The 12,159-nt window shown below is 58.2% G+C and carries 9 protein-coding genes; 6 read left to right on the top strand and 3 right to left on the bottom strand.

The window, feature by feature from the left end; all coding sequences use genetic code 11:
- Positions 1-140: 140 nt before the first annotated feature.
- The gene (locus B3187_RS09945) at positions 141-332 is read right to left on the bottom strand and encodes a CPXCG motif-containing cysteine-rich protein (protein WP_286806148.1); all 192 of its coding nucleotides are present in this window, start codon (positions 330-332) and stop codon (positions 141-143) included.
- Positions 333-470: 138 nt separating this feature from the next.
- Between B3187_RS09945 and B3187_RS09950 the strand changes: the two genes are divergently transcribed.
- The 5 genes from B3187_RS09950 to B3187_RS09970 are packed head-to-tail and all read left to right on the top strand — an operon-like array spanning position 471 to position 7,633.
- The gene (locus B3187_RS09950) at positions 471-2,534 is read left to right on the top strand and encodes a M3 family metallopeptidase (protein ID WP_286806149.1); all 2,064 of its coding nucleotides are present in this window, start codon (positions 471-473) and stop codon (positions 2,532-2,534) included.
- Complete coding sequence (locus B3187_RS09955) at positions 2,531-4,195, top strand: peptide ABC transporter substrate-binding protein (RefSeq protein ID WP_286806151.1); 1,665 nt, start codon at positions 2,531-2,533, stop codon at positions 4,193-4,195. The genes B3187_RS09950 and B3187_RS09955 overlap by 4 nt, the downstream gene beginning before the upstream one ends.
- A 12-nt stretch (positions 4,196-4,207) precedes the next feature.
- Positions 4,208-5,140, top strand: coding sequence for an ABC transporter permease (locus B3187_RS09960; RefSeq protein WP_286806153.1), 933 nt, complete (start codon positions 4,208-4,210; stop codon positions 5,138-5,140).
- Positions 5,098-6,006 (top strand): ABC transporter permease, encoded by a 909-nt coding sequence (locus tag B3187_RS09965; protein WP_286806155.1) that lies wholly within the window; start codon positions 5,098-5,100, stop codon positions 6,004-6,006. Before B3187_RS09960 ends, B3187_RS09965 begins: the two co-directional genes overlap by 43 nt.
- A 4-nt stretch (positions 6,007-6,010) precedes the next feature.
- Positions 6,011-7,633, top strand: coding sequence for an ABC transporter ATP-binding protein (locus B3187_RS09970; protein ID WP_286806157.1), 1,623 nt, complete (start codon positions 6,011-6,013; stop codon positions 7,631-7,633).
- Here the strand turns inward: B3187_RS09970 and B3187_RS09975 are convergent.
- Positions 7,622-8,212, bottom strand: a complete 591-nt coding sequence (locus B3187_RS09975) for a uracil-DNA glycosylase family protein (RefSeq protein WP_286806159.1) — start codon at positions 8,210-8,212, stop codon at positions 7,622-7,624. The two genes, B3187_RS09970 and B3187_RS09975, sit on opposite strands and share 12 nt — an antisense overlap.
- Positions 8,213-8,511: 299 nt before the next feature.
- On the opposite strand from B3187_RS09975, the gene B3187_RS09980 reads away from it, so the two are divergent.
- Positions 8,512-10,155 (top strand): lytic polysaccharide monooxygenase, encoded by a 1,644-nt coding sequence (locus B3187_RS09980; RefSeq protein WP_286806161.1) that lies wholly within the window; start codon positions 8,512-8,514, stop codon positions 10,153-10,155.
- 69 nt (positions 10,156-10,224) lie between these two features.
- On the opposite strand, the gene pulA is transcribed toward B3187_RS09980, so the two are convergent.
- The coding region (gene pulA, locus B3187_RS09985) for a pullulanase-type alpha-1,6-glucosidase (RefSeq protein ID WP_286806163.1) at positions 10,225-12,159 on the bottom strand (1,935 nt) is incomplete at its 5' end.

Below are 12,159 nucleotides of genomic sequence, written 5' to 3' on the forward strand. Positions count from 1 at the left end.
TCGGACCGATCCGCCCTACGCGAATCTATACCGCTGCGCTCGGCCGTAGGGCGGATAAGCCGAAGGCGCATCCGCCGTTACCCAAACCGGCGCGTCGAAGCGAAGCGCATCCGCCGTAAACCAATGCTAACCACCCGCCATCACTCATTCTCCTGCCGCGCATACACCTCCACCGCCTCGGTCTCATCAATCACCACATCCACACTGATGGGCTGACAACATACCTGGCAGTCCTCCACATAAGACTGCTCGCTGATCGACGGATCGATCAACAGGGTGATCACTTCATCGCAATACGGGCAGTGGATGTTTTTCTCGATCTGTTCAGACATGATTACCTCCGTAACCAGCGAGCCTATAGCTCTAGGATAGCCTTTCGCAAGCTCAGGTTCCCGGGAGATGCTGTGCTAATTCGCCCAGGACATAAAATCATGTAAGATTCCAACATCACCGCATTAATGGAGAAAACGATGATTCAGGCGACAATCTCTCGATATGCACGGCTTACCCGCCCGTGGGCACTGACCGGAATGATCGCCAGCCTGTTGATGGCTGGTTGCAGTATCGCTCCGGAGAGGCCAGAGTCGGCGGCTTGGCCGGAGTATGAAACCGATGCAGCCCAGGCATTTGCCAGCCAGTGTCGGACGGGGCTGGAGTCTGCTCAGGCCCAACTGGAAAAAATCGAGAATGGACACTATTCGGACAGTACCGACCGCCTGCTAGACGCCATCAACGAGCTGGATATCGTCTCTGATCGTGCCGTTAGTCGCGCCTCGCTCTACTTCAATGTACATCCCGACGCGCAAGTGCGAGAGGCTGCGGCAACCTGCCGCGAACGTGCGGTGGAGCTGTTCAGCAACATCAGCCTGTCGCGCCCTCTATATCAGCAGGTCGCCGACATCGAAATCGGGTCCCTGAACGGGCTGGAAAAACGCTACGTGGAAGAGATGCTGGAGGGGTTCAAACGCTCCGGTGTTGATCGGGACGAAGCGACTCGTCAGCGTATCCGGGCATTGAACGAGCAACTCAACAAGCTCGGGCAGACATTCGGGCGGAACATCAATCAGGATGTGCGCTCGGTGGCAATCAAGGATGCCCATCGCCTGGAGGGTTTGCCCCAGGACTTTATTGACAATCATCCGCCCAATGAGAACGGCGATATTGTCATCACGACCGATTACCCGGATTACTTGCCGGTTATGCAGTACGCGCAGGACGATGAGTTGCGTCTTGAACTTTATCGAGAGTTCCGTCGCAGAGGTTATCCAGACAACGAGCTCGTCTTGCGGGATATCCTGGAGGCTCGATACGAACTGGCTCAGCTGTTGGGTTACGACACCTACGCTGATTATGTGACCGAAAACAAGATGATCAGAAGCGCTGACAACGCCCAGGAGTTTATCGATCAGATTGCTGAAATCGCCAAACCCCGATCGGACGCCGAGTACGACAAGTTACTGGCACGGTTGAGAAAAATTGATCCCAGTGCGAGCTTTGTGGGGGATTGGCAGAAAACCCACTTGCAAGAGCTGGTCAAGAAAGAGCAGTTTGAAGTGGATGCGCAACAAGTGCGTCAGTATTTTCGCTACGAGGCGGTGCGCGATGGCATCTTTGACCTGACCGAGACGCTGTTCGGTGTGACCATCAAACCCTGGGAAACGGACTCCTGGCACGAGGATGTGGAAGCGTACGAGATGTGGCAGGACGACGAATTGCTGGGTCGCTTTTATCTCGATATGCACCCCCGGGATGGAAAGTACAAGCACGCGGCCGCATTCAGTCTTCAAGACGGTGTGAAAGGTATTCAGGAGCCGATCAAAGCTCTGGTCTGCAACTTCCCCGGTGCTGAGGGTCCTGGCTACATGGAACACAGCCAAGTAGAAACTTTTTTGCATGAATTCGGCCATCTGCTGCATGGAATTTTCGCGGGGGATCAACCCTGGTTGTCGTTCTCCGGTATCAAAACCGAGTGGGACTTTGTCGAGGCGCCGTCCCAGATGCTGGAAGAGTGGGTGTGGGACGCCGACACTCTGAAGTCATTCGCTCGCAACAGCGAGGGAGAACTGATTCCCGAGGAGTTGGTAAGGAAGATGAACCTGGGGCGCGACTTCGGACAAGGGCTATTTGCCCGGCATCAGATGTTCTACGCGGCCATTTCCCTGAACCTGTATGATCGTGACCCGGCCGAGGTGGACTTCGATGCGTTGATTCCCGAATTACAGTCCGAGTACTCACCGTTCCCCTTTGTAGACGGTACCTACTTCCACACCAGCTTTGGTCACCTGTACGGTTACTCGGCCATTTACTACACCTATATGTGGTCGAAGGTTATCGCCTCGGATATGTTCAGTGAATTCAAGCGTGAAGGCCTACGCAATACCGAAGTGGCGCGCCGCTACCGCGAAGAGGTGTTAGCGCCCGGCGGCACCGAAGATGCGGCCGTGCTGGTGGAGAACTTTCTGGGCCGCCCTTACAGCTTTGACGCCTTTGCCGAAGAATTGTCGCCGGATGTCGTGGAGGAGGTTGAAGAATGATGGGAACCACCCCGCGCGGTCTGTTCACCGCGCTCGTCTTGAGTCTGGGATTGATCGGCTGCTCAGATAGCGACAATGACGGAGAAACCCCAGTTGAGCGCGGCAATCGCGAACAGATTCTGCATATGGGTAATGGCGATGAGCCGTCGGATGTGGACCCGCACACCACCACTGGCATTCCCGAATACTTCATCCAGAAGGCCCTGTTCGAGGGTCTTGTCAGCAAACATCCGGAGACCCTGGAAGTGGTGCCCGGGGTCGCCGAGAGCTGGGAAGTATCTGAAGACAATCGAGTATTTACTTTCCATCTGCGTGAAGACGCCCGCTGGTCCAACGGAGACCCGGTAACGGCGGAAGATTTTGTCTGGTCATGGCAGCGGGCATTGATGCCGGCGCTCGGCAATCAATACGCCTATTCGCTGTTTGTAATTGAAAATGCTGAGGCTTACCATCGAGGAGAGATCGAAGACTTTTCCGAAGTGGGGGTGAAGGCGCTCGGCGAGCGGACGCTCGAAGTCACCCTGAAAAATCCCACGTCCTATTTTTTGCAGTTGCTGGATCACCACAGCATGTTCCCGGTACATCGTGACACTGTGATGGCTCATGGTGATATGGATGAGCGCGGCACCCGTTGGACTCGTCCCGAAAATTTTGTCGGTAACGGACCATTCACCATCAAAGAGTGGTCACCCGGTCGGGTTGTCGTGGTCGAGAAAACCTCCCAGTATTGGGACGCTGATCAGGTAAAGCTGCAGGAAATCCATTTCCACCCAATCCAGCAGGTCACCACTGAAGAACGTATGTTCCGCTCGGGACAGCTGCACATCACTAATACCATGCCGACGTCAAAAATTTCGGTTTACCGCGAGGGCGACCACCCTGCACTTCGGATCAATCCCTATCTCGGCACCTATTTTTACCTCATCAACACCGAGCGCGAACCTTACGATGATGTCAGGGTGCGTCAGGCTCTGGCGTACAGCATTGATCGGGAGGCTATTGTCAGCAGTATCACTCAAGCCGGAGAGAAGCCCGCCTACGCGCTTACCCCACCGGGTACCCTGGGCTACACACCCCAAGCCAAAGTGCCTTACGATCCGGAACGCGCCCGGGAGTTGTTGGCGGAAGCCGGTTACCCCGGTGGCGAAGGCATGCCTAAAGTGGAAATCCTGTACAACACTATGGAGGACCACAAGAAGATTGCTCTGGCAATTCAGCAGATGTGGCGCCGGGAGTTGAATGTGGACGTCACTCTACGTAACCAGGAGTGGAAAGTGTACCTGAACAGTAAGCGCATCAGTGACTTTGATCTGGCGCGTCTTGGCTGGATCGGTGATTACGTCGACCCTAGTACCTTTCTCGATCTGTTCATAACCGGCGGCGGCAACAACAACACCGGTTGGGGTAACGATCAGTATGATGAGCTGCTGCAGAAAGCCGCCAGGGCCTCAAGCCGCGAAGAGCGTTATGATTACTTTCAGCAGGCCGAAAGCATCCTGATGGAAGAAGTTCCGCTGATCCCTCTGTATAACTACACGACCAAACGGCTGGTGAGCCCATCGGTCAAAGGTTGGCACAACAACATCATGGACTACCACCCCTATAAATATCTGTCTCTTGAACCGGTCAGCGATATGCCCGAGCAGCCGGCGGCGGAGTAGTAGGGAAGCGTTATGTTGCGGTTTATTGTTGGACGGCTGGGGCAGGCGATACCGGTGATGTTGGTGGTGGTGACCATCACCTTTTTTATGGTGCGCTTGGCTCCGGGCGGTCCCTTTGATACGGAACGCGCGGTGCCGCCGGAAGTGATGAAGGCGCTCAATGAGCGCTACAATCTCGACCAGTCCATGGGCGCTCAGTACCTGAACTATCTGGGCGGTTTGCTGCAGGGCGACCTGGGTCCTTCGTTTAAATTCCCCAATCGTACCGTCAATGAAATGATTGCCAGCGGCGCGCCGGTGACTTTCGAACTGGGGCTCTACGCGATTCTGTTTGCGCTGGTCATCGGCTTGCTGGCCGGTGTGGTGGCCTCTTTGCGGGCCAACACCCTGCAGGACTATGTGCCCATGTCGCTGGCCATGGTGGGCATCTGCCTGCCATCCTTTGTGCTCGGGCCCATGCTGGTTCTGGTGTTCGGCATCTGGCTGGAGTGGTTGCCAGTGTCGGGCTGGGGCAGCTCCGCCGGGGACAAGATTCTGCCCTCCATCACCCTGGGCTCCACCTACGCCGCCTATATCGCGCGCATCAGTCGCGGCGGTATGCTCGAGGTGCTGTCACAGGATTACATTCGTACCGCGCGGGCCAAGGGGCTGTCCACTTTTCGCATTGTGACGGTGCACGCTCTGCGCGGTGGCATCACTCCGGTGGTGTCGTTTATGGGGCCGGCCATTGCCGGGCTTTTGGCGGGCTCCTTTGTGGTGGAAACCATTTTCCAGATTCCGGGGCTGGGCCGCTTTTTCATCCAGGCGGCGTTCAACCGGGATTACACCATGGTGCTCGGCATGACCATTTTCTTCGCGGGGTTGATTATCCTGCTGAACCTGATTGCGGATACGGTATTGGTATGGCTCAATCCGAAACTGCGCCCCAACGCTCGCCCGAGTTGAGCGGGCAGGCCCTGGAGTCGGGCAGTTCGCTCTGGCATGACGCCTTTGTGCGCCTGCGTCGGAATCGCTTGGCGATGCTCAGTCTGGTGTTTCTGGTCGCTCTGGTACTGATTGCGTTGGTGACTCCCTGGCTGGCGCCCTACAGTTATCATGAACAGAACCTGGCGCTGGGTGCTAGCGCGCCCTCAGCGGAACACTGGTTGGGCACGGATACTCTGGGCCGGGATCTGCTGACCCGCATCATGTACGGTACCCGTGTGTCCCTGATGGTGGGCTTTATCGCCACGGCGGTGGCGTTGGGCATCGGGGTACTCTGGGGCACCACCGCGGGTTTTCTCGGCGGGCGTGTCGACATGGTGATGATGCGTCTGGTGGATGTGCTGTATGCATTGCCGTTTGCCATCTTTGTGGTATTGCTGACGGTGGTGTTCGGCAGCAGTCTCTTACTGCTGTTTCTAGCCATCGGCGCTGTGGAGTGGCTGACCATGGCACGCATCGTGCGCGGTCAGGTGTTGGGGTTGCGCCGCCAGGAGTTTATCGAAGCGGCCACCGCCATCGGCCTGTCGCGCTGGCGGATCATTACCCGTCACCTGATTCCGAACGCCCTGGGGCCGATCATTGTCTATACCACGCTGACAATTCCCAGCGTGATTCTGCTCGAGTCTTTCCTGAGTTTTCTCGGCCTTGGCGTCCAGGCGCCCCAGAGTTCCTGGGGCTCGCTGATTTCCGATGGCGTGGACACCATGGAGGAGTACCCCTGGCTGTTGATCTTTCCCGGGCTGACTCTCGCTGTTGCCCTGTTCGCCCTGAATTTTCTGGGCGATGGGTTGCGCGATGCCCTCGACCCACGTGTTTCCAAAGACTGAAGCTATGGCACTCTTGTCGGTAGAACATCTGTCCGTTCACTTTCACACCCGCGAAGGCGTGGTGCGAGCGGTGGATGATGTCAGCTTTTCGGTCGAGCCGGGCCAGGTGTTGGGCATTGTGGGTGAGTCCGGTTCGGGAAAGTCGGTGGCCTGCTACAGCCTGCTCGGCCTGATTCCCATGCCGCCAGGGCGTATCGAAAGCGGGCGGGCGGTATTCGATGGCACGGATCTACTGGACTTAAGCGAGAAGCAGCTGCGCGCTGTTCGCGGTCGCCGGATCAGTATGGTATTTCAGGATCCGATGACCAGCCTGAATCCCTATATGCGCATTGGCGACCAGTTGGTGGAGTCCCTGCGGCAGCATCATCGGGTAGACAAAAAGGTCGCGCGGGAGCGGGCCATACTGTCTCTGGAGGAGGTGGGTATTCGCGAGGCGCGCCAGCGAATCGACAATTACCCACACGAGTTTTCCGGCGGTATGCGCCAGCGGGTGATGATCGCCATGGCGTTGATCACCGAGCCGGAACTCCTGATCGCCGATGAGCCCACCACCGCGTTAGACGTGACGGTACAGGCACAGATATTGGAACTGATCAAAGAACTACAGCGTCGCCGAAACCTGACGGTGGTGTTCATCAGCCACGACCTGGGCGTGGTGGCCGGACTGGCGGATCATATTCTGGTGATGAAATCCGGGCAGGTGGTCGAGGCCGGGCCGCCCAGGCAGATTTTCCGCGCACCTGAACACCCCTATACCCGGCAATTGATCGAAGCGATTCCCACCAGTGCCAAACCGGCCGAGGGGGCCTTGGAGGATACTTCCTTTCTGGATGTACGCCAGCTGTACACCGCCTTTCCGGTGTACAAAGGGCTGTTTTTTCCCCGCGAGGTGAGCCGAGTCGAAGCGGTCAAATCGATCAATCTGTCGGTTCGAAAAGGCGAGATCCTGGGATTGGTCGGAGAGTCCGGTTCCGGCAAGTCTACCCTGGGGCGCAGCATCATGCGGCTGGTGGACAGCCAGTCCGGAGAAGTCTGGCTGGATGGCAAGAGCCTGAGCGCCCTGCGCAAAGGCGAGCTGAAACGCGCACGGCGCGATTTTCAGATGATTTTTCAGGATCCCTACGCCTCACTCAACCCGCGAATGACCGTGTTTGACGCGCTGGCCGAGCCGCTCCTGCTACACGGCCTCGCGGATCGGGGCAATCTGCGCGAGCAGGTCAATCAGTTGATGGACGACGTGGGTCTGGACCGGCGGTCCGTGCGCAAATACCCCCACGAGTTTTCTGGGGGCCAGCGTCAGCGGGTGGCCATTGCCCGGGCCCTTGCGGTCCGGCCCAGACTGATCGTGGCCGACGAGCCGGTCTCGGCACTGGATGTCACCATCCAGGCCCAGGTACTGGACCTGTTGCTGGCGCTCACCCGACGCCACGGTCTCACTATGCTGTTCATCTCTCACGATCTGTCCGTGGTGCGCTATCTGTGCGACCGGGTGGCGGTGATGAAGCAGGGCGAAATTGTGGAGCAGGGTGAGACTGAGGCCGTCTTCTCACATCCGAAACACCCCTATACCCGCGACCTGCTGGACGCCATTCCCTCGGTCGACTTTAGTACTGAATCAGTCCAGTAGTCGCGCCACACGTTGGCGCAGTGCCGGCACCACCTCCGCCTCAAACCACGGATTGCGCCGCAACCACAGGTTGTTCCTGGGGCTGGGGTGGGGCATGGGCAGCTTATCGGGCCAGTAGTCCCGCCAGTTGGCCACCCGCCGGGTCAGGGTTTCCCGGCTCTTGCCCAGATGGTAGGCGTGGGCGTATTGGCCGATCACCAGGGTCAGTTCCAGGTTGGGCAGTTGCGCCAGCAGGTGGTGGTGCCAGGTCTGGGCACATTCGGGCCTCGGTGGCAGGTCGCCGGAGCGGCCCTTGCCCGGGTAGCAGAAGCCCATGGGGATGATGGCCAGTTGGGTGGGGTCGTAAAAGGTTTCGCGGTCGATGCCCATCCAGTCCCGGAGCCGGTCGCCACTGGGGTCATTGAACGGCAGCCCGGTATCGTGCACCCGCCGTCCGGGCGCCTGAGCGGCTACCAGGATGCGGGCGTCCGGGTGAAACTGCAGGACCGGCCGGGGCCCCAGGGGGAGTGAGGGGGCACAAAGGGTGCAGCGGCGAACGTCGTCCAGCAGTGGTTGCCAGTCGTTGTAGGATGTTGGCAAGCGAGTACCTCTCTCGGTGGTCTGGGCTCGGGAAATTGTAAAGCCTTTAGCGCGCCCCTGTCGTGCCGGATGGTGGGTTGAGTTTTATGCCAGCCCCGATGGCCTGTGGACTTTTGTGCCCACTTGTTGAAATGTCGGTCACGGGTTGTACGAGATGTGTCCGGCTTCATATTTTTTTCCCGCCAAAAACACGAAGCTACCGTCGATCCCAACCCGTTTCGGCACCAGAGCCGTAAGGCTTTGTGGGATTGTTGTACCCGAAATCGTTATTTAATAATTGACTATAAGAGGGACTATCTATGCGGTACCAATCGTTGTTATTCGGTTCATTTACCCTGATGTTGTCCGCCAGTGTGATGGGGCATGGCGTGATGTCGGAACCGGCGTCACGCAACTGGACCTGTGGCGCCATCACCAAACCTGATACAGCTCCGGCGGGCAGTGCCTGTGCTGAAGCATTTGAAGGTGACTTCCAGGGCGGTTACCAGTTCATGAGTGTGCTCACTCACGATCTGGGTCGTAAAGGTGTGTCTCCGTTGCCGGACAATGTCTGTGGCTTCGACAGTGAGACCTGGCAGGGCGGCGCCACCCCGTGGGACAAACCCATTGACTGGCCCACCAATGAAATCAGCTCCGGGCCTCTGACCATCACCTGGGACATTTCCTGGGGCCCGCACTTTGATGACACCGAAGAATTCGTCTACTACATCACCAAGCCGGACTTCCAGTACGAGGTGGGCAAGCCACTGACCTGGGACGACTTTGAGAGTGAGCCTTTCTGTGACCTCACCGGCTATGACGACACCAACCCCGGCGCCACGCCGAACATTACACCGGAGAAGGGCAGCTCGCTGTTCCATACCGAGTGTGTGGTGCCGGAGCGTACCGGGCGGCATGTGATCTACGGGGAATGGGGGCGCAACTACTATACCTACGAACGCTTCCACGGCTGTATTGATGTGCAGTTCGATGGTGACAATGGGGGCGATCCGCAACCGGATCCGGTCGTGGCTGATCTGACCGCTTCACCGGCAAACAGCGTGTTTGCCGGTGCCGGCGAGATTCAGCTCAGCGCCTCTGGCTCATCTGGCAGCAACCTCAGCTATAACTGGAGCGTCGAAGCCAGCAACAGCGCTCTGTACTCGCTGAGCAGCACCTCGGACGCCAGCACGGTACTGACTCTGGCCGAGCCGCAGTCCGAGAGCGACGTGACCGTTCGGGTTCAGGTGAGCAATGCCGATGGCTCGGACACCGACGCCTTCAGCTTCACTCACGTACCCTCCACCGGCACCAGTTGGGAAGATGTGGCACCGCTGACCAACGCGGCGCAGACGCTCAGCGCGGGCGACGAAGTGCAGTTGCGTCTGGTGACCAACGAAGGCGCGGATGTTTACCTGCCGAGCACACCGTTTGTGGTCGACAATGGTGACGCCGCTGTCTGGACCTATGAGCTCGCTCAGGCCGTCAATGGGGAAAACACCGATGTACGGGTTGGTGTGCTGAACGATGACGGTGACGTCGAGCCGGCTCAGAGCGCCACGGAAAACCGTGTGTACGCGCAAGTGCCGTCCGCCTACAGCGGTGCCTTCCTACAGGTGGACGAAGCGGACGATGGCGACAATGGTGACGGTGGTGACAACGGAAACGGCGGCGTTACTTGCGAGTACGTTATCAATAGCGACTGGGGCTCCGGTTTCGTGGCCGGAATCGTGATCACCAACAACGGTTCCGAGACCATCAACGGTTGGGAAGTGTCCTGGGATTACAGTGGCAACACTCAGGTGACCAATGGTTGGAGTGCCGAACTGTCCGGGTCGGGCCCGTACACCGCGAGCAATATGAGCTGGAATGCGAGTATTGCGCCGGGAAGTTCGGTGGAGTTTGGCTTCCAGGGTACCGGCAGCGCTGAAACACCCGAGGTGACCGGAGATATCTGCGACTGATCACCGGGAGTGTGAGCAAAAAAAATCCGGGGGTGGTGTCACCCCCGGATTTTTTTTAGTGTCGTCAGATCAGCTCCGGCGGGATACCAGGCGAATCCCGGCGAGCGCCAGCAACATCAACAGCAATCCGGCATTGGCACTGCCGCTGCTGCCGCGATCCGGTTCGGGAGATTCATTGTCCCCATCGGTATCGTCGTCATTGCCGCCGTCGGTGTCGTCATCGTCGCCGGTATCGGCCTGGGCAATCTGGAACACCGCGGTGGTCCGTGCGGGTACCGTAAAGGTACCGGTGTCGGCATCAAAGGTGGCGCCCTTAACGGTTTCATCGTTGGACGCCTGCTGCAGCGGATGCAGTTCCCACCCTGCTTCGGTCCAGTCTTCGGAGCTCAACGTCTGAGCGTCCACATGGGCATTGAACAATACCATCACCGCATCCCGCTCCGGGTCGACGTCATCGCTGCCATCGGCAATGTGCATGGCGACCAGTGCCGGCTTCTGCTCGGCGCCGGTGTTGTGGAAACTCACCTGTTCGTTAATCGCAGCGCCGGTTTCCAGACGGAACAGTTTTGAGCTGTGACGGATGGCCAGCATCTCCTTGAAGTGCGCCAGGCTGCTCAGGATATGCGCCTCTTCCACCGCCAGAGTCTCATCCGCCAGCCGGGGCTGAATCGTATCCCAGCTCGCTTCGGTGGAGTGGGCCGGCGGCAGGCCACGGCCCCAGCCGTTCTGCTGATAGCTGTAATCCAGCAGATTGAACCAGTCGCCGGAATCGTAGCTGTCACGATCCATGGACTTGGAACGCATCAGCTCCTGGCCTGCTTGCACGAACGGAACGCCCTGAGCGAGCAACGCCAGGCTGGTACCCATGTTGTGCACCCGTACCCGATCTTCCGGAGTACGATCCAGCGGGATCTTGTACTGGTTGATGTCGAACAGGGTTTCGTTATCGTGCTTCTCGATATAATTGATTGACTCCTGCGGGTCCAGCGTGTAGCCCACGGCGGCGCCGTAATCACCGGTCACCTCGTTCCCCTGCCAATCGATAAACGCAAAGTCTTTGAGGCTACCGGCCAGACCAATGCGGATGCGGTCGGTACTGGTCAGCAACCACTCCAGCTCGTCGGCGCTACCGTCATTCTCGGCATTGGGGTCGTAATACAGACCATTGATGAAACTCTGGTTGATGACATGATTGACGCCGCTGTCAAACGGGCTTCCGCCGCGTACCGCGTCGCGGAAGCGATCGTTGAACGTGCCCACACCAGTGCCGGCCATATTGATCTGGGTGGCCTGTTCAAAGCGGGCATTGTCGGCCACTTCACCGAAGTTCCAGCCTTCGCCATACAGGTAAATATGCTCACCATTAACACCGTGATCTTCCTCGGTCAGTGTGGCCAACTGCTCCTTTACCTTGAGAATATTGGCTTTGCTGTGATGGCCCATGAGGTCAAAGCGGAAGCTGTCGACCTTATACAGCTCGGCCCAGGTCATCAGTGAGTCCACCATGAACTTTTCCATCATGGCGTGCTCGGAGGCGGTGTTTTCACAGCAGGTGCTGCGCTCGATATTGCCGCTGCTGTTCAGGCGGTGGTAATAACCGGGTACCACTTTATCCAGAACGGATTTGTCCCCCAGGCCGGATTGGCTGGTGTGGTTGTAGACCACATCGACCACCACTCGCAGTCCGGCTTCATTCAGTGCCTGTACCATTTCGCGGAATTCGAGAATGCGGGCCACGCCATCCGGGTCGGTGGCGTAACTGCCTTCCGGGGTGTTGAAGTGGTGCGGGTCGTAACACCAGTTAAAGGCATCGCTGCCGCGAATCGCATTGACCGCCGCCTGCTGCTCGGTGCTGTCCGGGGCGTACTGGGACAGGTCGTCTTGAAGTGTTAGCTGGTCGGCCGGATCTTCCGGAATGGTGGCACAGTCATTGACGGGAAGCAGGTGCACGTGGCTCAGGCCGACTTCCTGCAGGGACTTCAGGTGGGTCATGCCCAGGCTGTC

Source organism: Marinimicrobium sp. UBA4209 (genome assembly GCF_002381585.1).
GTDB classification, from domain to species: Bacteria; Pseudomonadota; Gammaproteobacteria; order Pseudomonadales; family Cellvibrionaceae; genus Marinimicrobium; species Marinimicrobium koreense.

Bases quoted from the DNA above. Each gene is read 5' to 3' on its own strand.
- B3187_RS09960 (WP_286806153.1), top strand. From the start codon at position 4,208: ATGTTGCGGTTTATTGTTGGACGGCTGGGGCAGGCGATACCGGTGATG.
- B3187_RS09980 (WP_286806161.1), top strand. From the start codon at position 8,512: ATGCGGTACCAATCGTTGTTATTCGGTTCATTTACCCTGATGTTGTCC.
- B3187_RS09965 (WP_286806155.1), top strand. From the start codon at position 5,098: ATGGCTCAATCCGAAACTGCGCCCCAACGCTCGCCCGAGTTGAGCGGG.
- B3187_RS09970 (WP_286806157.1), top strand. From the start codon at position 6,011: ATGGCACTCTTGTCGGTAGAACATCTGTCCGTTCACTTTCACACCCGC.
- B3187_RS09950 (WP_286806149.1), top strand. From the start codon at position 471: ATGATTCAGGCGACAATCTCTCGATATGCACGGCTTACCCGCCCGTGG.
- B3187_RS09955 (WP_286806151.1), top strand. From the start codon at position 2,531: ATGATGGGAACCACCCCGCGCGGTCTGTTCACCGCGCTCGTCTTGAGT.
- B3187_RS09945 (WP_286806148.1), bottom strand. From the start codon at position 332: ATGTCTGAACAGATCGAGAAAAACATCCACTGCCCGTATTGCGATGAA.